Origin of the sequence: Thioalkalivibrio sp. ALE31 (assembly GCF_000377405.1) — a bacterium.
Lineage (GTDB): Bacteria > Pseudomonadota > Gammaproteobacteria > Ectothiorhodospirales > Ectothiorhodospiraceae > Thioalkalivibrio.
On record NZ_KB905029.1, the window covers coordinates 1 to 21,785 of the forward strand.

Annotated in this window: 21 protein-coding genes; 13 read left to right on the forward strand and 8 right to left on the reverse strand. The window is 65.7% G+C overall.

All coding sequences use genetic code 11. The annotated features are described in order from the left end of the window. Positions 1–508 precede the first annotated feature (508 nt). The 10 genes from D103_RS0112215 (at position 509) to D103_RS0112260 (ending at position 11,380) form a co-directional block, all read left to right on the forward strand. Positions 509–1,132, forward strand: a complete 624-nt coding sequence (locus D103_RS0112215; protein WP_018867702.1) for a cytochrome c — start codon at positions 509–511, stop codon at positions 1,130–1,132. 263 nt (positions 1,133–1,395) lie between these two features. Beyond that, positions 1,396–3,468, forward strand: a complete 2,073-nt coding sequence (locus tag D103_RS0112220) for a cytochrome c biogenesis protein ResB (RefSeq protein WP_018867701.1) — start codon at positions 1,396–1,398, stop codon at positions 3,466–3,468. 26 nt (positions 3,469–3,494) lie between these two features. Continuing rightward, positions 3,495–4,667 (forward strand): c-type cytochrome biogenesis protein CcsB, encoded by a 1,173-nt coding sequence (gene ccsB, locus D103_RS0112225; protein WP_018876992.1) that lies wholly within the window; start codon positions 3,495–3,497, stop codon positions 4,665–4,667. Beyond that, positions 4,667–5,299, forward strand: coding sequence for a thiol:disulfide interchange protein DsbA/DsbL (locus D103_RS0112230; protein ID WP_026280363.1), 633 nt, complete (start codon positions 4,667–4,669; stop codon positions 5,297–5,299). Before ccsB ends, D103_RS0112230 begins: the two co-directional genes overlap by 1 nt. Before the next feature lie 39 nt (positions 5,300–5,338). Next, a complete protein-coding gene (locus D103_RS0112235) occupies positions 5,339–6,979 on the forward strand; it encodes an acetolactate synthase large subunit (protein ID WP_018867698.1) in 1,641 nt (546 codons plus the stop codon). A gap of 37 nt (positions 6,980–7,016) precedes the next feature. After that, positions 7,017–7,898 (forward strand): endonuclease/exonuclease/phosphatase family protein, encoded by an 882-nt coding sequence (locus tag D103_RS0112240; RefSeq protein ID WP_018876994.1) that lies wholly within the window; start codon positions 7,017–7,019, stop codon positions 7,896–7,898. Positions 7,899–7,985: 87 nt separating this feature from the next. After that, positions 7,986–9,272, forward strand: a complete 1,287-nt coding sequence (locus tag D103_RS0112245) for a GGDEF domain-containing protein (protein ID WP_018876995.1) — start codon at positions 7,986–7,988, stop codon at positions 9,270–9,272. Positions 9,273–9,290: 18 nt separating this feature from the next. Beyond that, positions 9,291–10,181, forward strand: coding sequence for a carbohydrate kinase (locus D103_RS0112250; protein ID WP_018876996.1), 891 nt, complete (start codon positions 9,291–9,293; stop codon positions 10,179–10,181). 139 nt (positions 10,182–10,320) lie between these two features. Further along, on the forward strand, positions 10,321–10,692 hold the full coding sequence (locus D103_RS0112255) for an antitoxin Xre/MbcA/ParS toxin-binding domain-containing protein (RefSeq protein WP_018867694.1): 372 nt from the start codon (positions 10,321–10,323) through the stop codon (positions 10,690–10,692). Further along, positions 10,664–11,380 (forward strand): RES family NAD+ phosphorylase, encoded by a 717-nt coding sequence (locus tag D103_RS0112260; protein WP_231366607.1) that lies wholly within the window; start codon positions 10,664–10,666, stop codon positions 11,378–11,380. Before D103_RS0112255 ends, D103_RS0112260 begins: the two co-directional genes overlap by 29 nt. Before the next feature lie 22 nt (positions 11,381–11,402). Here D103_RS0112260 and D103_RS0112265 read toward each other — a convergent pair whose 3' ends face one another. Continuing rightward, positions 11,403–11,882, reverse strand: a complete 480-nt coding sequence (locus tag D103_RS0112265) for a hydrogenase maturation protease (RefSeq protein ID WP_018876998.1) — start codon at positions 11,880–11,882, stop codon at positions 11,403–11,405. Between the two features lie 144 nt (positions 11,883–12,026). Between D103_RS0112265 and D103_RS0112270 the strand changes: the two genes are divergently transcribed. Together D103_RS0112270 and D103_RS0112275 are read left to right on the forward strand one after the other, a co-directional pair. Beyond that, positions 12,027–12,260, forward strand: a complete 234-nt coding sequence (locus tag D103_RS0112270) for an addiction module protein (protein ID WP_018876999.1) — start codon at positions 12,027–12,029, stop codon at positions 12,258–12,260. A 6-nt stretch (positions 12,261–12,266) separates the two neighbouring features. Continuing rightward, positions 12,267–12,581, forward strand: a complete 315-nt coding sequence (locus D103_RS0112275; protein WP_018877000.1) for a type II toxin-antitoxin system RelE/ParE family toxin — start codon at positions 12,267–12,269, stop codon at positions 12,579–12,581. Between the two features lie 365 nt (positions 12,582–12,946). On the opposite strand, the gene D103_RS14135 is transcribed toward D103_RS0112275, so the two are convergent. From D103_RS14135 to D103_RS0112305, 6 genes are all read right to left on the reverse strand, one after another. Next, the gene (locus D103_RS14135) at positions 12,947–14,407 is read right to left on the reverse strand and encodes an anti-phage dCTP deaminase (protein ID WP_038028899.1); all 1,461 of its coding nucleotides are present in this window, start codon (positions 14,405–14,407) and stop codon (positions 12,947–12,949) included. Positions 14,408–14,691: 284 nt separating this feature from the next. Further along, a complete protein-coding gene (locus D103_RS0112285; RefSeq protein WP_018877002.1) occupies positions 14,692–15,990 on the reverse strand; it encodes a Ni/Fe hydrogenase subunit alpha in 1,299 nt (432 codons plus the stop codon). Continuing rightward, on the reverse strand, positions 15,987–16,775 hold the full coding sequence (locus tag D103_RS0112290; protein ID WP_018877003.1) for an oxidoreductase: 789 nt from the start codon (positions 16,773–16,775) through the stop codon (positions 15,987–15,989). The genes D103_RS0112285 and D103_RS0112290 overlap by 4 nt, the downstream gene beginning before the upstream one ends. Then, on the reverse strand, positions 16,772–17,632 hold the full coding sequence (locus tag D103_RS0112295; RefSeq protein ID WP_018877004.1) for an FAD/NAD(P)-binding protein: 861 nt from the start codon (positions 17,630–17,632) through the stop codon (positions 16,772–16,774). The genes D103_RS0112290 and D103_RS0112295 overlap by 4 nt, the downstream gene beginning before the upstream one ends. Then, the gene (locus tag D103_RS0112300) at positions 17,622–18,095 is read right to left on the reverse strand and encodes a cyclic nucleotide-binding domain-containing protein (protein ID WP_018877005.1); all 474 of its coding nucleotides are present in this window, start codon (positions 18,093–18,095) and stop codon (positions 17,622–17,624) included. The genes D103_RS0112295 and D103_RS0112300 overlap by 11 nt, the downstream gene beginning before the upstream one ends. Then, complete coding sequence (locus D103_RS0112305) at positions 18,092–19,204, reverse strand: sulfite reductase subunit A (RefSeq protein WP_018877006.1); 1,113 nt, start codon at positions 19,202–19,204, stop codon at positions 18,092–18,094. The genes D103_RS0112300 and D103_RS0112305 overlap by 4 nt, the downstream gene beginning before the upstream one ends. A 150-nt stretch (positions 19,205–19,354) precedes the next feature. Between D103_RS0112305 and D103_RS0112310 the strand changes: the two genes are divergently transcribed. Beyond that, on the forward strand, positions 19,355–20,350 hold the full coding sequence (locus D103_RS0112310) for a 2-hydroxyacid dehydrogenase (RefSeq protein WP_018877007.1): 996 nt from the start codon (positions 19,355–19,357) through the stop codon (positions 20,348–20,350). 15 nt (positions 20,351–20,365) lie between these two features. Here the strand turns inward: D103_RS0112310 and chrA are convergent, their stop codons facing one another. After that, entirely contained in the window at positions 20,366–21,727 is a 1,362-nt protein-coding gene (chrA, locus tag D103_RS0112315; protein WP_018877008.1) for a chromate efflux transporter, read from the reverse strand. Positions 21,728–21,785 lie beyond the last annotated feature (58 nt).

Genomic DNA, 21,785 nt, shown 5'->3' on the forward strand with positions numbered 1-21,785 from the left:
GGGAGCTGGGCAATCTGCGCCACGCCACGCAGGAGGTCAGTTTCGCGAAATCGGGGTTCCATGGGGCGAGAGAGCGTCCTAGGGAAACACTGATGAATGTACACGCTCGCGCTCGAGTCGCTTTTGCGTGCGAACAAGGCGCGGTGAGTGAAGTGTAGCCGAGCTACATAAGCGAGCCGCAACGCCGGGCGCACGCAAAAGCGGCCGAGCCCCTGCTTTCAATGGCTTGTGGGGTTGGCACCCCAGGTTCCCCGATCCTGCGTTGCGCCGCTTGCGGGTAGAACCACTACCCGCTGCGCGACGCGCCTTGTCTCGGAAAACCTGGGGTGCCAACGCGAGCGTGTACATTCATCAGTGTTTCCCTTGGCCGAGTGCCGGACTCGGTTTATTTTTGAGCACAAATTAGCATTGTGCTATAAACTGCGCCCCTTATGTTGATCGCCCTACGATGGGGCACAAGGAACGGGTCGCGACCCGGCACGCATTTACAAGCAGGAGATTCTCCGTCATGAACCACAAGCTTTCCGCTCTCTTTGCTGCCCTGTCCGTATCCCTGCTGCTCCCGCTGTCGGCAGCCCAGGCGGGCGATCCCCAGCGCGGCCAGGAACTGTCCCAAGCCTGCGCGGCCTGCCACCAGGCGGATGGCAACAGCGTGAACCCGGAATGGCCCAAGCTGGCCGGCCAGCACGCCAAGTACACCGTGAAGCAGCTGCAGGACTACAAGTCCGAGCGCCGCGAGAACAGCCTGATGCTGGGCCAGGTGGCCAACCTGGACGAGCAGGACATGCGCGACCTGGCGGCCTTCTATGCCGAGCAGGAAATCAGCGCCGGCACCGCCGACGAGTCGGTGGTCGAACGGGGCGAGCAGATCTACCGCGGCGGCATCCCGTCGCAGAACGTCGCCGCCTGCATTGCCTGCCACGGCCCGAACGGCAACGGCAACCCGGAAGCCATGTTCCCGGCCGTCGCCAGCCAGCACGCGCAGTACAGCGCGGATCAGCTGCGCTACTTCCGTAGCGGCGAGCGCGCCAACGACAATGGCCGCATGATGCGCAATGTGGTGCGCAACATGTCCGATGAAGACATCGAGGCCGTGTCCCAGTACATGGCCGGCCTGCAGCCGAGCAACTGATTCGGCTTCGGGTACGCCGCGCAGGACCGGCGGCGAAGCGACCCAGGGAAGGGGCGGCCTTGGCCGCCCCTTTTTTGTGGGCGCGGAAAAACGCACCCAGTTGGAATGCAATCCTGTACAGGGGCGTCATGGTGGGGCGCGCGAACTCCCGGGCGGATCATCGGTCCATCCACTGGTCGCGCAACGCCCGCGCAGTTTGTCTTGGAAATTGAACCCCTGTCGGGTTGCTTCGCATAGTCCGTCAGGCTAAAGCAGGTTTCAGCATGTCGAATAACGATCAGGCCGCCACCGCCGGCCCGGCCCCCGCATCCCGCCAGAAGGCCGCGCGCAAGCCGCGGCGCAGCCGCATACTGGTCGATTTCATGGGCTCGATGAGCCTGGCGATCACCCTCCTGGTGGCCCTCGCGATCGCCTCGGTCATCGGCACCGTCCTGGTGCAGAACGAACCGTACACCGAGTATCTGATGGACTACGGGCCTTTCTGGCACGAGATCTTTGCCGGGATGGGCCTGTATCAGGTGTATTCCGCGACCTGGTTCCTGCTGGTGGTGGCCTTCCTGGTCATCTCGACCTCCTTCTGCGTCTATCGCCAGACCCCCGGGCTGCTGAAGGACCTGCGCCGCTACAACACGCAGGTCAAGGAAAAGTCCCTGCGCTCGTTCCATTCCAGTGCCACCGGCGATCTCGATCAGTCACCGGAGGAGTTCATCCAGCACGCCCACCGGGTGCTGAAGGCACAGGGTTTCAAGGCGCGCGAGAAGAACCACGACGGACAGACCGTGATCGCTGCCATGCGCGGGCGCTGGAACCGCATGGGTTACCTGCTGACCCATGTCGGCATCGTGGTGATCTGTGTGGGCGCCCTGGCCGACGGCACGACCCTGCTGAAGGTTAACGAGTGGCTGGGGAATCTCGAGATCGAGACCCGCAGCGTACCGATCTCCGAGGTCCCGCGTTCGGCCTGGATACCGGACTGGAACCCGTCCTTCCGCGGCTCGGTGGAGATCCCCGAGGGTGCATCGGCGAATGTGGTGTTCCTGCCGATGCGGGAAGGCTACTTCGTGCAGGAGCTGCCCTTCCGCGTCGAACTGGAGGAGTTCCGGATCGAACGCTTCTCCACCGGTGCCGAAAGCTCCTACGAGTCGGACCTGGTTATCCATGATCCGAACCGCGACGAGCCGCTGCGGCACACCATCTCGGTCAACCACCCGTTGATCTACAACGGCTTCGCGATCTATCAGGCAAGCTTCGCCGACGGCGGCACCCGCCTGGATATCGACGCCATCCCGCTGGGCGCCGAGGCCCTGCGCGAGCTCGAGGTGCCCGGTCGTGTGTTCCAGGAGATGGAGGTCCCGACGCCGGACGGCGACACCCGGATCATCGAGTTCACCAACTTTCAGCTGGAGAACGTGGTTCCGCTGCTCAACGAAGAGGGCGTGCGCGAGAACCGCCATATGGGCCCGAGCTTCGATTTCCGCCTGATGGACCGCACCGGCCACGGCCTGTACTACCGCAACTACCAGCGCCCGGCCCTGCAGGAAGGGGCGATGTATTTCCTCAGCGGCGTGCGCGAGAGTCCGGCGGAGGAATTCCACTACCTGTTCCTGCCGGCAGATGCCGACGATTCGCTGGAGCGCTTCCGCACCTACCTGGCCATGCTGCACAACCCCGAAGTGCGCAACGAGATTGCCCGCCAGGTGGCGCGCGACGACGAGACGGTACCCAACGAGCAGACCCAGGCCATCGCCCGCACGACGGCCGAGCTGATGGGGCTGTTCGCCGAGGGCGGCTACATGGCCGTCAACAACGAGATCGAACGGCGCGTACCGGGCGAGCGCATCGACGAGGTGCGCGACCTGATGATCCGCATCCTGCACGCCGGCCTCCAGGGGCTTTACATGGAAGTCCTTCAGGACGAGGGTGTAGTCTCGATCCAGGAAGAAGAGCAGCGTTTCCTGGAGGATACGATCTCCGCGATCAATGCCATCAGCCTTTATCAGTCGCCGTTCTTCTTCCACCTGAAGGATTTCGAGCACCGCGAGGCGTCCGGCCTGCAGATCGCACGCGCCCCCGGCCAGAGCACCGTCTACACCGGCAGCGTGATGCTGATCGTCGGGATCTTCTTCCTCTTCTACGTGTCCTATCAGCGCCTGTGGATCATGGCGCGGCGGAGCGAGAACGGCGAAGGCACTCACGTGGTGATGGCCGGCACGAGCAACCGCCACCAGGTGGAATTCGAGGAACGTTTCGCGCATCTTAAGAGGTGGATCATCGATCAGAAGCCGGTCGATGGCGCCAGCGACGGCACCCATGAGTCCAACAACAAAAACGACTAAAAGCTAAGCAGTCGGAGGAGCACCCCATGTCAGTCCCCCACGAGGCCCTGGATTTCGAACGGCCCGGCATCTTCCGGCGCATCCAGCCGCGCGACTGGGCGTACATCGCCCTGACGATCGCCGTCGGGCTGATCGCCTTCTGGCAATACGGCCACATGATGGACCGCTACGACACCGGCGGCCTGATCCTGGCCGTCGGCCTGAGTGCCTGGATGGGCTGGTTCTGGCGTCCGTGGCAGCTCTTTTCGATCATCGTCGCCGCGCTCTCGTTGTTCGGCATCTGGATGTACGGCGACGACCTCGCCCGCGGCAGCACCAACTTCTGGCTGAACTACGTCGGTTCGGGCCAGGCCGGTGTGATGTGGATGAGCGTCTTCCTGTACCTGTCCACGGTTGCCTACGTGACCGGGCTGTTCAGCCGCTCCGACTTCCCCACCCGCGTCGGCGGGGCCTTCGCCTGGATCGGCGCCGGTGCCGGCCTCATGGCCCTGCTGGTGCGCTGGCGCGAGATCTACCTGACCGACCCGACCTGGGGCTACATCCCGGTGGCCAACCTGTACGAGGTCTTCATCCTGCTGGCCGCCCTGACCACGCTGATGTACCTGTACTACGAGGGCCGCACCGGCCAGCGCACCATGGGCGCGTTCGTCATGCTGGTCATCGCCGCGTCGGTCACCTTCCTGCTGTGGTACATGTGGGACCGCCAGGCACACGAGATCGAGCCGTTGGTTCCGGCGCTGAACAGCTGGTGGATGAAGATCCACGTGCCTACCAACTTTGTTGGCTACGGCGGCTTCGCCATCGCCGCGATGCTGGGGGTGGCCTATCTGGTCAAGCATCGGCTCGAGCGCACCCGGCCCGACGCCGCCCTCACCCAGCGCATCCCGAGCAAGGAAGCGCTGGACAACGTGATGTACAAGGCCATCGCGATCGGCTTCGCCTTCTTCACCATCGCCACCGTGCTCGGCGCGATGTGGGCCGCCGAGGCCTGGGGCGGCTACTGGACCTGGGACCCGAAAGAAACCTGGAGCCTGATCCTGTGGCTGACCTACGCCGCATGGCTGCACATGCGCTTTACCAAGGGCTGGCGCGGGCCGGTCATGGCTTGGTGGGCGATCATCGGGCTGTTCGTGACGACCTTCACCTTCCTGGGCGTGAACATGTTCCTGTCCGGCCTGCACTCCTACGGTGAGCTGTAATGAGACGTCGTGAATTCATGGGCGCCCTGGGCGGCGCCGGCCTGCTCCTCGCCACTGGCACCAGCCTTGCGGCCGAGTTCCGCGAGGGCCAGCACTACCGGGCCATCCAGCCACCACTGGATACCGGCCTGGAGGATGGCAAGATCCAGGTGGTCGAGGTCTTCTGGTACGGCTGTCCGCACTGCTACTCCTTCGAGCCCAAGGTCCAGGCGTGGAAGCCGAACCTGGCCGACGACGTGCAGTTCGAGTATCTGCCGGCGCCGATGAACGACGTCTGGGCGTTACATGCGCGGGTGTTCTACACCGCCGAGAAGCTGGGCGTGCTCGACGACGTGCACCAGGCGTTCTATGACGCGATCCACGACCAGGGCCGCCAGATGCGCTCGGAAAGTGCAATTCTGCGCTTCATCGACCAGCGGGGGCTGGACGCGGACGAGTTCCGCGAGACCATGCGTTCCGACGCGATCCGCCGCCGTGTCGTCGAGGCCACCGAGGCCGTGCAGGACTACGGCGTCGGCGGCGTGCCCACCCTGGTCATCAATGGCGAGGCGATCGTCTCCGCCAGCATGGCCGGTGGGCACGACGAGATGCTGGAAGTCGCTGATTTCCTGATCGAACGTGCCCGCGGCTAACGCGCGGCATATGCCCCGGCCCGCCGGGGCGTCTTCAGCATGAGCACGCCGACCACCGCCCAGCGTCTGGTCGAGTGCCTCGAGCAGGAGGGCGTCGAACGCATCTTCGGTCTGCCGGGCGAGGAGAACATGGCCGTTCTCGATGCCCTGGCCGACTCCTCCATCGAATTCGTCACCACGCGCCACGAACAGGGCGCCGCCTTTATGGCCGACGTCCACGGGCGTCTGTCGGGCAAGGCGGGTGTCTGCCTGGCGACCCTGGGTCCCGGCGCCACCAACCTGATCACCGGCGTTGCCGACGCCAACATGGATCACGCCCCGCTGGTCGCAATTGCCGGCCAGGCCAGCACCCATCGCCTGCACAAGGAGTCGCATCAGGTCCTCGACCTGAAGGGCCTGTTCCAGCCGATCACCAAGTACAGCTCCAGCGTGGTCGAGCCCGAGATTCTCCCGGAGGTGGTGCGCAAGGCCTTCAAGTGGGCCGAAGGCGGCAAACCCGGGGCCAGCTTCCTCGAACTACCCGAGAACATCGCCTCGCAGCCGTGCCCCAACCCGCCCCTGCCGGTCCACGCCGGCCCGGCGGCCGTGCCGGCCGACGCCTCGCTGGAGGCCGCGGCCCGGTTGCTGAACGAGGCCCACCACCCGCTGATCCTCGCCGGCAACGGTGTGATCCGCTCCGGCGCCAGCGGGGCCCTGGCCACGCTCGCCAGCGCGCTGAACATCCCGGTGGCCAATACCTTCATGGCCAAGGGCGTACTGCCGTTCCGCCACCCGCTGGCGCTCGGCTCGGTCGGGCTGCAGAGCCAGGACTTCGTGAACTTCGGCTTCCACAAGGCCGATGTGATCGTCTGCATCGGCTACGACCTGGTCGAATACCCGCCAAGCTTCTGGCATCCAGACGGCGACCGCACCCTGATCCACATTGATTCGGCCCCGGCCGAGATCGACGGCCACTACAACGTGACGGCCGAGGTCCTCGGGGATTTGACGACCTGTCTGCACCGTCTGGCCGAGCAGGTCAGTCCGCGCGAGGAGACCATCCTGCGCCCGCTGCGCCAGAGCCTGATCGAGGACATGAACGAGCACCGCGACGACACCCAGGTGCCGCTCAAGCCACAGAAGCTGATCTGGGACCTGCGCACCGCGGCGGATCTCGACGCGATCATGATCACCGATGTCGGCGCCCACAAGCTCTGGATGGCGCGCATGTTCCGCTGCGAGCTACCCAACACCTGCCTGATCTCCAACGGCTTCGCCAGCATGGGGATCGCTCTGCCCGGCGCCATCGCCGCAGCCAAGCTCCATCCCGAACGCCAGGTCGTCGCCGTCACCGGCGATGCCGGCTTCCTGATGAACGTGCAGGAGCTGGAGACCGCGGTCCGGCTGGGCCTGAATTTCGTGGTGCTGATCTGGAACGACAACGCCTACGGCCTGATCGAGTGGAAGCAGGTCCGCGAGTACGGGCGCAAGGCCTTCGTCGAATTCGGCAACCCGGATTTCGTCCAGCTGGCCCGCGCCTTCGGCGCCCGCGGCGTGCGCATCGAACCGGGAGACAGCCTCGAAATGGCCCTGCGCGAGGCCCTGGTGGAGCCGGGCGTGACCGTGATCGACTGCCCGGTCGACTACAGCGAGAACATGAAGCTGACGGAACGTTTGGGCGAGCTGGTTTGTCCATTCTGAGAACACGGACTTTCCCTCCAGCAGGAGACCACCCGCGATGACGTCGATCGCGCCCGGCGACCGTCGTGCCACGCCCCTCGGCCCCGAAGGCGAGGCGCAACCGGAAACCGCCACCCCGGAACAACTGAGCTACCAGCACGAACAGGGCAGCCAGCGCCTGCGTCTGCTGAGTTTCAATGCCCAGGTGGGCATCCACTCTTCCCGCCTGCATCACTACGTCACCAACAGCTGGAAGCACGTGCTCCCCTATGGCGGGCGCATGGACAACCTGGACCGGGTCGCGCGGTTCATCTCCGAGTTCGATATCGTCGGCGTGCAGGAGCTGGACGGCGGCAGCATCCGCAGCAATTTCGTCGATCTGGCGTCCTATCTCTCCGAGCGCGCGCAGTTCCCGTACACCTACAACCGGATCAACCGGGATCTCGGGCAGTTCGCCAAGCACTCCCTGGCCCTGTTCTCGCGCCTGGAACCGGACCGGGTCGAGATGCACCGCCTGCCAGGCGCCCTGCCGGGACGCGGCGCGATCGAGGCGCACTACGCGATGGGCGACGGAGACGAACTGGTCCTGTTCCTGCTGCACCTCGCCCTCGGCAAGCGGACCCGCAAGTCCCAGCTGGCCTACGTCGCGGAACACATCCAGGACCTCCCCCATGCGGTGGTCATGGGCGATCTCAACTGCCAGCAGGACAGTGAGGAACTGCGCCAGCTGGTCGCGCGCACCGGCCTGATGGAGCCAATGGCCTGCCCCGCGACCTACCCCGCCTGGGACCCGCGCCTGGTCTTCGACCACATCCTGCTGACCCCCGACCTGCATGTCAGCGACGTGCGCGTCTACAACGTTGCGCTGTCCGACCATCTCCCGGTCGGCATCGAGATCGAACTGCCGCAGCGCCAGGCCCTTCATGATCCAGCGCACTAAACCGTTGCCCGTATACGGGTACGATCCCGGTGGCATCTACCCGTATTACGCGTTTAAATAGACACGCCTCCTTTCCGGGATTTCCCGATGTCCGACAGCGATCTGCGTAGAACCATCATCGAGCTCGAACGCTCGCTGGACCGGGAACGGGCCCTGCAGGACACGATCCGCCGAGTCGCGCTGCGTTCGCTTGCGGTGGTGTCCGCCAAGGTGCCGGCACTGGAGGGCGCGGTCCGCGACCTGACCCGGGCCATCGAGTCCGACCCCGGCGACACCGCCTGGCTGGACCGCCTGAGCGGCCAGCTCGCTGACGCGGTACGTTCCAGCGACCATCGCCAGGATCTTGCCGAGGGCATCCTCGAGGTGGTGCGCCGCGGCCTGCACGGCTTCGAGTTCCTCGATTCCGAGGTGGACGCCCTGACCCGGGCCGCTGACCGCCGCGACAAGGCGGAGATCGAACGCACCCTCAACCGTCTGTTCACGGTCCTGCACGACAAGTGCCAGAAGGCCATGACCGAGCGCGAGGAGCTCACCGAGGTCGTCGGCGAGATCTGGCACCGCCTCGAGGATGTCGACACCGCCTTGTCCGAGGACGAGGCCCGCGGCGAACGCGCCCGCGAATCCGTGTCCGAGCTGCATGCCGGGATCTCCGGCGATGTCGCCCATATCAAGGGCCGGGTCGTCGACGTCGACGATCTGGCGACCCTGCGCACCGAGGTCAGCCGCGGCCTCGACCGCATGGTGGAGCGGGTCACCGCGTTTCGCGATGAACAGGAAACCGAGCTGCTGGCAGCACTGGAGCGCAACCGCGCCCTGCGCTCCAAGGGCCGCAGTCTGGAGGGCCAGGTGCAGGCCCTGCGCACGCGCCTGGAACAGGCCCGCGCCGAGGCCACGCGCGACAGCCTGACCGGCCTGCCCAACCGCACCGCCTTCGAACAGCGCCTGGCCCAGCTCCCGGCGGAGCTGAAAAAGGCCGGCGCCGCCTCCCTGCTGGTCTGGGACATCGACCACTTCAAGACCATCAACGACGAATACGGACACAGCGCGGGCGACAAGGTCCTGCGGGCGGTCGCCGAGATCCTGGCCGAAGGGGTCCGCGCACCCGACTTTGTCGCGCGCTACGGCGGCGAGGAATTCGTGATGATCCTCTACCGCGAACCCGCGGCCGCCCATACACAGGCGGACACTATCCGCGAGGCGGTCGATCGCCTGATCGTGCGCGCCGGGAACACCCGGCTGAAGGTCACCATCTCCGCGGGCCTGGCCGGCATCAATCCCGCCGCGACCCCGGAGGCGATCTTCGACGCGGCCGACCACGCCCTGCTCCAGGCCAAGAAACGCGGGCGCGACCGCATTGAACGCGCCAACGACTGACCGATCCCGGGAGACGCCATGCGCGGCACGCCCCCATCTCACCTGATCTTCGGCGAGGTCCTGTTCGACGGCTTCCCCGACGGCACGCGCGTCCTCGGCGGCGCGCCCTTTAACGTCGCCTGGAACCTGCATCAGCTGGGTGCCGCCGCCTGCTTTGTGGGCGGCATCGGCGACGACGCCGATGGCCGCCGCGTGCGGGAACGCATGCACCACATCGGGATGGATACACGCGGGCTGTACCAGCACCCCACGGCCCCAACGGGGGAGGTCCGCGTCACCCTGGAGCAGGGCGAGCCGAGCTACACCATCGTCCCCGGCCAGGCCTATGACGACGTCCCGGCGGACTGGGCGGAGCAGCTGCCGGCTACGGCCACGCTCCTCTATCACGGGACGCTGGCCCTGCGCACCGGCAATCGCGAGCTGCTGGAACGCCTGCGGGCCCGCTCACGCCAGCGCTTCGTCGACGTGAACCTGCGGGCACCGTGGTACGACACCGATGACGTCCTCGCGCTGATCCGCGGCGCCGACGTGGTGAAGCTGAACACCGACGAGGCCGCGACCCTGGCCCCGGATGTCGCCGAGGCCGAGCGCCCGACCGCGCTGCTCGAACGGGCCGCGATCCGCTCCGCCCTGATCGTCACCCACGGGGCCGGTGGTGCCGCCATCCACGAGCCCGATGGCCAGCACTGGCAGGCACCCGCACCGCCCGTCGACGGGTTCCGCGACGCCGTGGGCGCCGGCGACGCCTTCGCCAGCGTCGCCATCATCGGGCTGCAGAACGCCTGGCCCTGGGCGACCACCCTGGAGCGCGCCCTCCGATTTGCCGCCGCAGTCTGCACCCTGCAGGGCGCCACCACCGACGACCCGGCCTTCTACCAGCAGGCCACGCGCGACTGGCCCCGGGCCTGACGACACGCCGGGACGCCGGACACCCCAGCGTGAACCAAAAGGGACACCGCGACTTCACGCCCACGCGATTTGTTTGCGTCAGGAAGAACCTGGCTCTATATTTTCTATAGAAATACTCCTTCTTGTCCCGGAGGGCCATATGGAACAAACGGCAAACGCGGAACAGCGCCAGGAGGTACTCACCAGGGCTGTCGCGCAGGCCGGGGCACGGCTCGGCATGAAACAGTCGGAGCTGGCCCGGGCCCTGGGGCTGAGCCCCGCTACAATCAGCCGCATGTACGCCGGTGGTTATTTCCTGGACGAGCGCACCAAGCACTGGGAGATCGCGGCCCTGCTGGTCCGTCTCTACCGTGGGCTTGACGCCATCACGGCCGGCGACGAGCGTTCCCTTCGGGCCTGGATGCGCAATCCCAATGCCGACCTGCACGGTGTTCCGGGAGACCTGGTGGACAATGTGGCGGGGCTGGCTCGCGTAGTCGAGTATGTGGACGCACACCGCGCTCGCATCTGAAGCCGCGCCTGCGAACGGCGAGGGATGGCGGGTGGTGGAGCATCAGTACACCGTGTCTACCCGCAAGCTTGTGAGTACCCGGGACGAGCAGGAAGTGCTGGAGGCGATTCTGGAGGAGACCAAGCCCGCCTTTCCCGCCAATACGGCGCATTTGCATTACCTCCTCAAGACGCCGTTCCGCTATCCGCCGTCGCCCTTCGGTTCCCGGTTCCGTCGACCCCAGGAAGGCGAGGGCGTCTTCTACTGTGCCGAAGCCGTCCGCACCGGACTGGCCGAGTTCAGCTACTGGCGCCGACACTTTTTCGAGGCGTCCCCGGGCACACCGTTACCTGAAGCCCACGAATCGCTCACGGTCTTCAGCGTCGCCTGGCGCACCCCGAGTCACCTGGACCTGACCCGTCCGCCGCTCAACCAGGATCGCGCCCAGTGGACCCACCCGGACGACTACACCGCCACCCGGGCGCTCGCCGCAGAGGCGCGACGAGCCGGTATCCAGGCCATCCGTTATGAATCTGTGCGCGACCCTCAGCGAGGCGCCAATCTGGCGCTCCTGGCCCCGGCAGTATTCACGCAGCCGGAACCTCTTACCCAGCAAACCTGGTATCTCTACCTGGGCGCCAGCGAAAGCAACTGCATCCGGGCCGGCCGGGATGAGTCCTTTACCTTCCCGGCCTCATCCTCCGCCTGATCCGTCCCCCGTAGGATTCCGGTCAGCGAGAGGCGTCAGGCCGGGGCCCGGTGAGCTCCATTCGGATGTTCTCGCAAATCCGGACAATGGCAACTGAGATCTCGGGCGAAAGGCTGGCCCCATCCTCGAGGCAGGCGGGCTCGATGCCGTGCACGATGACGTGCTGGGGAAGCTCGCCCAGGGAGCGGGCAAGTTCGACGGCTTCGGCGAGGCCGATACCGTGGGAGGAGTAGCGCGCGCCGCGCGGCAGGGGCTCGCGGGCATCCAGGCGATGGAGGGTGCCGGGGGCGGCGCCGGTGACGATGGCATCGACGAGGATCACCGGGTCGTGGCCCTGCCATAACTCCATGAGTTCGGCGGGTTCGCCGTGGCTCTTCGCGGTGGCGAGGCCCGGGGTATCGGCCAGCGCGTCCACCACGGCGTGGCCGATGCCGTCGTCGCCGCGCCAGGGGTTGCCGATGCCGATGACCAGCGGCCCCTTGTCAGTGCTCACGGCCCGCATCCCGCGAAGCGGTTCGCTTGCCGGACCGGTTCCCGGCAAGCGTGAGAGTCCCCGGCCAGCGCCGGGGGCACCCAGGCTCGCTGGAACACGCTCCGGCACAGGCGTAACCTGAAAGGCCACCACCCCTTGTGAACAGTGTCAGACATGCCGGGCGACGACTTCGAAACCATTCTTGACCAGGCGCGAGCGCTCCCGGACTCGGAGCGTGCACGGCTGGTGCATGATCTTCTGGAGACTCTGGAGGGGTCGCCGGACACCGGCGTCGCCGCGGCCTGGGAGCAGGAGATTGCTCGCCGCCTTGCGCAGGTCGAGAGCGGGGACGCGGAAACCCTCTCACGTGACGAACTCAATCGACGTTTGCGGGACCAGACCGGATGAGCATGGATGCCCATACTGGAGATCGTCGCCGCCGCGGCCGATGAAGCAGAAGCGGCGGCTGACTGGTACGAACACGAACAGCCCGGGCTCGGGCGGCAGTTTCGCGAGTCGCTGAACGCGGGCCTCGAACTGCTTGAAGACGGTCTGGTCTCCGGAAGTCCCATGCCGGGGCATCTAGGCCGGAAAGGCGTGCGCCGACTGGTGTTGCGCCGCTTCCCGTATGACATCGTCTTCCTCGGGTCTTCCCGTCGCATCATCGTCCTGGGCTTTGCGCATCACGCACGATGCCCCGCCTACTGGCGCTCCCGAATGAACCGATAGACAGCGGAGGCTTCGCAAGGCTGTCCCATATCCACCGATCGAAAGTACAAATTTCTCAAGGAAGGCCAGAGAGCTTCCGGACCCCACAGTCGAACGCCCTTCACCGGTCGTCGTTTACATCGCTTTGGACACACACCAAAGCCGTTCTATCGAGCGATGTCACTGCCTCTGTGCGCGTCCAATCCAATCGCAGCCTCGTAGCCTTTGTACCCACTTACCGCAACTTACGAACTACAGTTCTCGGCCTCGATTTTTCTTGGTCACGACCAGCGCTGGACTCATCCTTGCAAGCTGAGTATTTTGTGAGACAAAACTCTTTCTTCCACCCTGGCCAGCCACTATACACTCTGTTGGCATTCTCTGAATTATCCCTTCTTCTCATCTCTCCCGCCCTCCAAAAGTTCTTCAAGCTCATGCCTTATCGATACTTCTGAATCTAGATACGATAATGGTGACATTGGGACACGTGTCTCACCTTGACGCCTATGCCACTCAATTATTCTTCCTTCTGATTTTCGAGGAAGTTCTCGCCCGCTACTCAACTTCATAGAAAAAAGGTCCACAAACCGACGCGGGCCAACCCCAACGAACTGCTTGAATTCCACTTTATCGGACGATTGCGACCCTTTGTCTTCAACTGCATCACCATGTAGCGTAGTCGCGTAACTCTTCGGATAAGGCTCTATGTATATGACTTTTTGTATCCCTGCTGCCACGATATGCTTGGTACAATTGTGGCACGGATAAGTAGTTGTAAACAGCGTTCCTCCCCGTACAGGAGTTCCATTGCGAGCAGCTTGTAGCAGAGCCTCCATTTCGGCATGGACTGACCTTCCATACTCGGTTATATCCATTAATTTAGACCCCTTGAGGCGTTTTACGGCCTCTTCCAGGTCTGCGCTCTGAGCCTCTTCCCCTAAAATTCTGGTGGCGGCGTCCTTTGCGATCTCAATTTTTTCCTGCTCATTCGAGTCGCACCCTCGGACGTAATCTCGTTGGTCATTTTGGTTTGTCCAGTAGAGCCCGCCACCATAAGCCGGCACATCATTCGCGCCTGTGGATATTATGTCATTTTTTTCATTCACGATTACCGCGCCCACTTGTCTGGCAAGATCTGCGGAGCGTAAAGACGCAGCATAGGCCATGAACATTGGGTATTCCTCAGCCGTAGGCGGCACAACAGGCTTGGAAAAAATCAGGTCCATTATGCGCCCCAACTGACTCTCCAAGACTGTAGGAGCATCAGTGGTGAGGAATGCATCCGCCAGCTGAAACACATCTCTTGTCTGCTGCCCTAGAGGACGATTTTCTTTGTCATCGCGCTCAATCAGTCTATGAATCTCCTCCTCTGGAACACCTTTTAGTTCTTTTAGGTATTGTTTTCGGCTTTCTAGAGATGAGGAAACCCCTATAAGAAAGAACCCTGGGCCGTAGACTTGCCGAAGCGTTTCAACCTCATCTTCGTGTTTGAGAGATCGGATTACATGCGCAGCTCGAGACAAAGGCTCAGGAGCATCCTGCTCATAACCCCTGCGATCATTTATGGCTTGAATGGCGAGAAGAGCCAAAACATCTCCTCGGTCATACTTCTCCCTTAGGCTGTTACCGAGGTTCATACCAGCATCCAGCCTTTCGGCCTCACTTTGATGCTCGGACGATTGATGCCCTTCCAGATTGGCGGCGATCTGGCTCAAATGAAAAATCGCTGTTGAATATCCGAATTGGCTGAGCAGGGATTCGAGCCTGGTTTCAACGTCGTCTAAGTTGACTCCGACAGGGGCGACAAGAGCAAGTACTAATTCGCAGTCCTTCGCGTAATAGTTCATAATCTATGAATTGGTTTCCTTTGATAGAGTCTGCTGTTTGGTCATGGACAAGCTAGGTCTTCTGGAAAGATGCACGTTGGTGTGGCCTTCGAGTCAGTGAGCGAACCCGCGCAGTTTAAGCTTCGCTTGAATATAGGTGAGGCGAGCCAATTTCGGTAGCGTCGCACAACCCGGGGTGGGGTCGACAAGGGGAATGCGGCCTTCGGAGCAGGCCCTTACCAATGGAGAGGGCTCATCTTCATCGGTATGGTAAGGTTCCTCGTTTCCGCCGGGTCGGTGCGCACTCACTGGCGGTCGACGGTGAGGTCGAGGAAGTGGGTGGCGCAGGAGATGCAGGGGTCGTAGTTGCGGATGGCGACCTCGCAGTGGTGGCGCAGTTCGTCGTCCGGCAGGTGAAGGTGGCTCAGCACCAGTTCGCGCAGGTCGGCCTCGATGGTGGGCTGGTTGACCGAGGTGGGCGGGACGATCTTGGCGTCGGTGATAACGCCCGCGTCGTCGATGCTGTAGCGGTGGTAGCAGATGCCGCGCGGAGCCTCGGTGGCGCCGAAGCCGGTGCCGGCGCGCGGGGTGACCGGCAGCGCGGGTTCGGCCGGCGCGTCCCGGTAGCCGTCGACCAGGCGCAGGGCCTCCTCGAAGGCGAGCACGATCTCGATCATGCGCACCTGGATGCTGCGGAACGGGTTGCGGCAGGCCGCGCCCAGCCCGGCGCGCTCGGCCAGTTCGGCGGCGCGCGGGGTGAGACGTTCGCGGTTCAGGGCGAAGCGCGCCAGCGGGCCCATGAACACCGGTTCGCCACTGTCGGAGCGGTGGCTGTGCAGGGCGTTGGAGTGGGCCACGTGCTCCTCGGTGAAGACGTCGTCGTAGTCGCGGATGGCAGCGTCCAGACCGCTGCCGGAGCCGAGGCGGCCGTGGGTGATCGGGTATTCGTCCGGGTGCACCAGCGACACGAACTCGTAGTCGCGTTCCAGGTTCGGGTAGTCGAGGGTGGAGAGGAACTCGGCCACCTCGCAGGACGCCTCCAGGCCCCAGGCCAGGTCCTCGCGCAGCCCGGCGACCTCGTCGGGCGTCGGCGTGCGGTAGAAGCCGCCGACCCGCAGGTTGACCGGGTGGATCTCGCGCCCGCCCAAAAGGCGCAGGATGGAGTTGCCGATCTTCTTGATGCGCAGGCCGTTGCGCACCATGTCCGGGTGGTCCTTCGCGGCGGTGACCGCGTCGGGATAGCCAAGGAAGTCCGGCAGGTGGAGCATGAACACGTGCAGGGCGTGGCTCTCGATCCATTCGCCGCAGTAGGCCAGCCGGCGCAGGTCCTGCAGCACGCCGTCCACGGTCACGCCGCAGACGTCCTCCATCGCCAGCGAGGCGCCCAGCTGGTAGGCGATCGGGCAGATGCCGCAGATGCGCGCGGTGATGTCCGGGGCCTCGCGGAAGTCGCGCCCGCGCAGGAAACCCTCGAAGAAGCGCGGGGCCTCGAAGATCGACAGCTTCACCTCCTCCACGCGGTCGCCCTCGGCGCGCACGTACATCGCGCCCTCGCCCTCCACGCGCGCCAGGTAGTCGACTTCGATGGTGCGGGTCTCGCTCATGGTCCGTTTCCTGATTCTTCGCGCTCGCCCTCCTCGCGGAAGGCGTCGGCGCCGGCGTTGAAGGTGCGGTAGAAGCGCACGCGGGTGGCGCGCTCCATGCCGAGGGCCTCCAGCTGCCCGGACAGGCCGGGCGCGTTGGGCGTCTCCTTGGGGCCGAAGCAGCCGTAGCAGCCGCGGTGGCAGCCGGGGCACAGCGCGCCGCAGCCGGCGTGGGTGACCGGGCCGAGGCAGGGCGTGCCGTGGGCGACCATCACGCAGACCTGCCCCGCCCGCTTGCACTCCTCGCAGACGCTGGCGCTGGAGACCTGCGGGCGGCGGCCGTAGAGGAAGGCGCTGATGACCTCCAGCAGCTGGTACTTGTCGATCGGGCAGCCGCGCAGCTCGAAGTCCACCGGCACGTGCTGGCTGATCGCATCCGAGGTGGCCAGGGTCGAGATGTACTCCGGGTGGGCGTAGACCTGGCGGGTAAACTCTTCGACGTCGGCAAAGTTGCGCAGGGCCTGGATGCCGCCGGCGGTGGCGCAGGCGCCGATGGTCACCAGGAACTTCGACGCGCGGCGGATCTCGCGGATCTCTTCGGCCGCCTCCGGCGTAGTGATCGAGCCCTCCACCAGCGTCAGGTCCCAGGGCCCATCAATGCGGGTGCGGGTGGCCTCGGGGAAGTGCGCGATCTGCACCCGGTCGGTCACCGCCAGCAGCTCGTCCTCGCAGTCGAGCAGGCTGAGCTGGCAGCCGTCGCAGGAGGCGAACTTGAATACGGCAAGGGTCGGACGTTCGGCACTCATAGTTCGCGTATCCGAAAGGCCGGCTCCATCACCGGGTAGGGGAACACGGGGCCGTCGCGGCAGACGAAGTGCGCCCCGATCTGGCAGTGCCCGCAAAAGCCCACCGCGCAGCGCATATTGCGCTCCATGGAGACAAAGATGTCTTCCGGCTTGACGCCGCGTCGCTCCAGCGAGGAGGCCGCGAAGCGCATCATCACCTCCGGGCCGCAGACCATCGCCAGCGTGTTGCGCCGGTCGAAGCCGCCGCGGTCGATCAGCTGCGTGACCACGCCGACATCGCCACGCCAGGCCGCGGTGCCGCGATCCACCGTCACGCGCAGGTCGAGGTCGTCGCGCGCGGCCCAGGCATCCAGCTCGTCGCGGAAGATCATGTCCCCCGGGGCGCGCGCGCCGTAGCAGACCACCACCCGGCCGAAGTCCGCGCGCCGTTCGAGCGCCGCATGGATCACCGGACGCAGCGGGGCCAGGCCGATGCCGCCGGCGACCAGCACCAGGTCGCGGCCGCGCGCCTGTTCCAGCGGCCAGGCCGTGCCGAACGGGCCGCGCAGGCCCACGACCGCGCCGGCCTCGAGGTCCTGCATCGCCCGGGTCACGCTGCCCACCGCGCGGATGGTATGCACGATCCCGCCGTCGTCCGTGATCGCGGAGACCGAGATCGGCACCTCGCCCACGCCGAACAGGTAGAGCATGTTGAACTGCCCGGGCGCCGGCAGGGTGCCGGGCTCCACCCCGGGCGCTGGGCGCAGCTCCCAGCTGAAGACCTCGTTGCTGGCCACGTCGCGGTGCACCGAGTAGATGCGCCAGGGCTGGGGGGCCATCACCTGGTCCGGCAGGGTCGCGGCCGCGTCAGTGGCCATGCTCGGACCCTCCGTGGCTGTAGATATCCAGCGCCTGCAGCCGCGCGGCCTGCAGGCGCTGGACGATCAGTGCGGCGAAGTGTTTCATCAGGGTATAGCCAAGCGCCGGGTCGGCCTCCATTCGCTCGCGCAGCACGCCGGCGTCGAAGCGCAGGGTGTGCAAGTCGGTGGTCGCGCGCGCGTCGTAGCTCGCGCGGTACGGCGGCAGCAGCCAGGACCAGCCGAGGATGTCACCGGGGCCCAGGGTCATAAAGGGCACATTGCCCTCGCGCACGCGGCCTTCCAGCGCCACTTGGCCCTCGCGGATCAGCCAGAAGGTCTCGGTGGGTTCGTGGTCGCGCATCAGCCGAGCGCCGGATTCGTAGCTGCGCTCGGCCGCACAGGCCGCCAGCAGGCGCAGGTGCTTCGGGTCGAAGTCCTCGAAGAACGGCTGCTGTTCGAGGATGGCCAGCAGTTCCTTCATCGCTGCCCCTCCGCATCACGGCGCACGGCGGTCACCTCCTCGGTGATGTCGATTCCCACCGGGCACCAGGTGATGCAGCGTCCACAGCCGACACAGCCGGAGGTGTCGAACTGATCGTGCCAGGTGGCCAGCTTGTGGGTGATCCACTGGCGATAGCGCGCGGCGACCGAATCGCGGTGGGCGCCACCGACCAGGTGCGAGTGCTCCTGGTTGAAGCAGGAATCCCAGCGCCGCACGCGCTCGGTGCGCTGACCTTCCAGATCGGGCACCTCCTCGACCTGGGAACAGAAACAGGTGGGACAGACCAGGGTGCAGTTGGAGCAGGACAGGCAGCGCTCGGCCGTCTCTTCCCAGCGCGGGTGCTCGAAGGCCCGGTTCAGCACCTCGCGGGCGTCCGCCGGCATCTGTCGGCCCATCTTTTCCGGCGCCTCGGCCCAGACGCGTTCGGCGGCGGCGTGCTCGGCGTCCGTGGCCGGGCGCGGCTCCAGCCGGTCGAGCACCGCGCGCCCGGCCTCGCTCCCCGCCTCGGCGACCAGGAAATGCTGCGTGGCGTCGACCACCTCGGTCAGGGCCAGATCGAAGCCCTCCCGCGCACGGGGCCCAGTGTCCATCGAGGCACAGAAGCAGGTGCCGCCGGGCTCCGCGCAGTGGGCCGCGACCATGAACACATCCTGGCGCCGCGCCGCATAGCCGCGATCCTGCACCGCCTGGCCGAGGAACACCCGGTCCTGCACGGCGATCGCCGCCAGCTCGCAGGCGCGCATGCCGATGAACGCGCGCCGGGGCGGTGCCGGCTCGCCCGGCTCGGTCACGAAGCTGCCGTCCGGCTGGCGGGTCAGCCGGAACAGGGTCTCCTGCGGGGGGAACAGGTACTTCTTCCAGGAGTGCGGCCCGACCACGTAGCCGAACAGGGCCGCGTCGTCACGCTCGCGCAGGCGGTAGTGGCCGGGGGCGTGCTCGTCCCCCCAGCCCACCGGCAGGTCATCCAGACCTTGCACGCGATCGTAGACGATCGCGCCGTCGCGCCGTGTCGGACCCACCACCTCGTAGCCATCACCGGCCAGCAGGCGGATCAGCGTATCCACGGCTTGTGGGGCGATCACATGCATAGGTTGCTCCCGGACGCCCGCCGCAGGCAGCGCCGAAATCGATGCGTGCGGGTCAAAACATAGTGCGCCAATCACGGGGCACGATCCACCCGGGCGGTAACCTTTCCCGGTTATGCTGGAGTTTGGCCCAACCACTGTCCGGGGGATGCGATGAAGGTCGCCGTCTTCAGTACCCAGCAGCATGATCGCGAGCACCTGATACCGGCTCTGGTGGCCGCCGAATTGGTGCCGGTGGTGTACGCCGAGCGCCTGACTGCGGAGACGGTGCACCTGGCCCGGGGTGCGGATGCGGTCTGCGTATTCACCAACGACGACCTGCACCGCCGGGTGATTGACGGGCTGGCGGATCAGGGCATCCACGTGATCGCGCTGCGCTGCTCCGGGTACGACAATCTGGATGTGGCGCGGGCCCGCGAGCGCGGCGTGCGCGTGGGGCGGGTTCCGGCCTACTCCCCGAACGCGATCGCGGAGCATGCCGTCGCCCTGTTGATGACGCTGAACCGCCGGGTGCACCGGGCCTGGGAGCGGACCCGACGCGGCGATTTCCGGCTCGATCACCTGACGGGCTTCGATCTGGTGGGGCGTACAGTGGGGGTGGTGGGCACCGGGCGCATCGGCCAGGCCTTCGCCCGGATCATGCTCGGCTTTGGCTGCCGCGTGCTTGCGCACGACCCGCACCCTAACGCCGAGCTGCAGGCCGCGGGGGTGGAGTATCGGGACCTGGACACGCTACTGGTCAAGTCCTCGGTGGTGAGCCTGAGCTGCCCGATGACGCCGGAGAACCGGCACATGATCAATGCCGACACCCTGGCGCGAATGCCGCGAGGGGCCTTTCTGATCAATACGGCGCGCGGGGCGCTGGTGGATACCGATGCCGCCGAGGTCGCACTGGACTCGGGTCAGCTGGGCGGATTCGCACTGGATGTCTACGAGGCCGAGGCGGGGCTGTTCTTCCACGACTGGTCGCTGGCCGGTCTTCCGGACCGGCGCCTGGCGCGGCTAATGCAGCGCGACGATGTGCTGGTCACCGGCCACCAGGCCTTCCTGACCCACGAGGCGCTGACCAACATCGCCGACACCACCGTCGCCAACCTGACCACCCTGCACCAGGACCCGGACGCGCAACCCGAAGGCCGCGTCGTCTGAGGCATCTCCCCGCGATCAGAACGCGAGCTGGAAGCCCGCCCCCAGCCCCGCACAAACGAGGATCAGCGGGATGATCCCGACGCGAAAGCGGGCCAGGGCGATGAAGGCGGCGATGCCCAGCAGGGCGGAGAACCATTCGAAGGCGCCGTCAAAGCCGTCGGGCCACAGCACGTGCCAGGTGAAGAAGACCGCGAGGTTCACGATCACCCCGACCACCGCGGCGGTGATGCCGGTCAGCGGCCCCGTGAAGTGCAGATCCCCGCGCGTGCGTTCGACCAGCGGCGCACCGACCAGGATGAACAGGAATGATGGCAGGAAGGTAAAGAAGGTTGCGACCAGCGCACCCAGCACGGCCGCCAGAAAGACCTGATCCGGACCCAGGAAGGCCTGGGTCCAGCCGCCAATGAAGCCCACGAACGTGACCACCATGATCAGCGGCCCTGGTGTGGCCTCCCCCAGTGCGATCCCGTCGATCATCTGCGCGGGACTCAGCCACCCATAGGTCTCCACCCCACCCTGGTAGACATAGGGCAGGACCGCGTAGGCCCCGCCGAAGGTCACGAGCGCCGTTTGGGTAAAGAATTGCCCCATGCGGGTCAGCGTGGCGTCCCAGCCGAACAGCGCGAGCAGGGCCCCGAACACGGCGGCCCACAGCCCCAGACCCACCACCAGAAAGCGAATCACCCGCGACCAGCGAAACTGCATCCAGGGGGCGGGTGGCGTGTCGTCATCCACCACCGCCGGGCCCCGCGACTCAACACTGCCGGCCCCGTGAGATTCGCCGTTCTGGAAGCGTTCTGGCCAGACGCGGCTGCCCAGCCAGCCGAGGATCCCCGCCGTGATGATGATGTACGGGAACGGGACGTTGAGGGCGAAGATGGCCAGGAAGGCCGCGATGGCCATTAGCCACAGCAGGCCGTTATTGAGCACCCGTCCGCCGATACGCCAGCCGGCGTAGACAATGATCGCGACCACGGCCGGCTTGATGCCGTAGAACACCGCCTCCACCGCCGGCACATCGCCAAAGGCCAGGTAGACCCATGAAAGCCCGGCGATCAGGAATAGCGAAGGCAGGATGAACAGCAGTCCGGCCATCAAGCCGCCCAAGGTCCCGTGCAACAGCCAGCCGAGATAGGTCGCCAGCTGCTGTGCCTCGGGACCCGGCAGGACCATGGCGTAGTTCAGCGCGTGCAGAAAACGCTTCTCCGAGACCCAGCGCCGCCGCTCGACCAGATCCTCGTGCATCATCCCGATCTGCCCGGCGGCGCCACCGAACGAAATGAAACCGAGTTTCAGCCAGTAGCGAAAGGCCTCGCCCCGGCCCGGTGCAGGCGGCGGTCCGGGCTGGACGTCTTGCCGGCTACGATAGTCGGTCATGGTCGATTGCCTTCATCAAAAAGGCCCGGCGCCTTGCGGGGCCGGGCCTCGGACTGTA

Coding starts and splice junctions, on each gene's coding strand:
- D103_RS0112305 (WP_018877006.1), bottom strand. CDS start 19,204: ATGCATGTGATCGCCCCACAAGCCGTGGATACGCTGATCCGCCTGCTG.
- chrA (WP_018877008.1), bottom strand. CDS start 21,727: ATGACCGACTATCGTAGCCGGCAAGACGTCCAGCCCGGACCGCCGCCT.
- D103_RS0112275 (WP_018877000.1), top strand. CDS start 12,267: ATGCCCATACTGGAGATCGTCGCCGCCGCGGCCGATGAAGCAGAAGCG.
- D103_RS0112300 (WP_018877005.1), bottom strand. CDS start 18,095: ATGAAGGAACTGCTGGCCATCCTCGAACAGCAGCCGTTCTTCGAGGAC.
- D103_RS0112310 (WP_018877007.1), top strand. CDS start 19,355: ATGAAGGTCGCCGTCTTCAGTACCCAGCAGCATGATCGCGAGCACCTG.
- D103_RS0112245 (WP_018876995.1), top strand. CDS start 7,986: ATGTCCGACAGCGATCTGCGTAGAACCATCATCGAGCTCGAACGCTCG.
- D103_RS0112260 (WP_231366607.1), top strand. CDS start 10,664: ATGTGGACGCACACCGCGCTCGCATCTGAAGCCGCGCCTGCGAACGGC.
- ccsB (WP_018876992.1), top strand. CDS start 3,495: ATGTCAGTCCCCCACGAGGCCCTGGATTTCGAACGGCCCGGCATCTTC.
- D103_RS0112255 (WP_018867694.1), top strand. CDS start 10,321: ATGGAACAAACGGCAAACGCGGAACAGCGCCAGGAGGTACTCACCAGG.
- D103_RS0112250 (WP_018876996.1), top strand. CDS start 9,291: ATGCGCGGCACGCCCCCATCTCACCTGATCTTCGGCGAGGTCCTGTTC.
- D103_RS0112235 (WP_018867698.1), top strand. CDS start 5,339: ATGAGCACGCCGACCACCGCCCAGCGTCTGGTCGAGTGCCTCGAGCAG.
- D103_RS14135 (WP_038028899.1), bottom strand. CDS start 14,407: ATGAACTATTACGCGAAGGACTGCGAATTAGTACTTGCTCTTGTCGCC.
- D103_RS0112295 (WP_018877004.1), bottom strand. CDS start 17,632: ATGGCCACTGACGCGGCCGCGACCCTGCCGGACCAGGTGATGGCCCCC.
- D103_RS0112215 (WP_018867702.1), top strand. CDS start 509: ATGAACCACAAGCTTTCCGCTCTCTTTGCTGCCCTGTCCGTATCCCTG.
- D103_RS0112270 (WP_018876999.1), top strand. CDS start 12,027: ATGCCGGGCGACGACTTCGAAACCATTCTTGACCAGGCGCGAGCGCTC.
- D103_RS0112290 (WP_018877003.1), bottom strand. CDS start 16,775: ATGAGTGCCGAACGTCCGACCCTTGCCGTATTCAAGTTCGCCTCCTGC.
- D103_RS0112265 (WP_018876998.1), bottom strand. CDS start 11,882: ATGCGGGCCGTGAGCACTGACAAGGGGCCGCTGGTCATCGGCATCGGC.
- D103_RS0112230 (WP_026280363.1), top strand. CDS start 4,667: ATGAGACGTCGTGAATTCATGGGCGCCCTGGGCGGCGCCGGCCTGCTC.
- D103_RS0112240 (WP_018876994.1), top strand. CDS start 7,017: ATGACGTCGATCGCGCCCGGCGACCGTCGTGCCACGCCCCTCGGCCCC.
- D103_RS0112285 (WP_018877002.1), bottom strand. CDS start 15,990: ATGAGCGAGACCCGCACCATCGAAGTCGACTACCTGGCGCGCGTGGAG.
- D103_RS0112220 (WP_018867701.1), top strand. CDS start 1,396: ATGTCGAATAACGATCAGGCCGCCACCGCCGGCCCGGCCCCCGCATCC.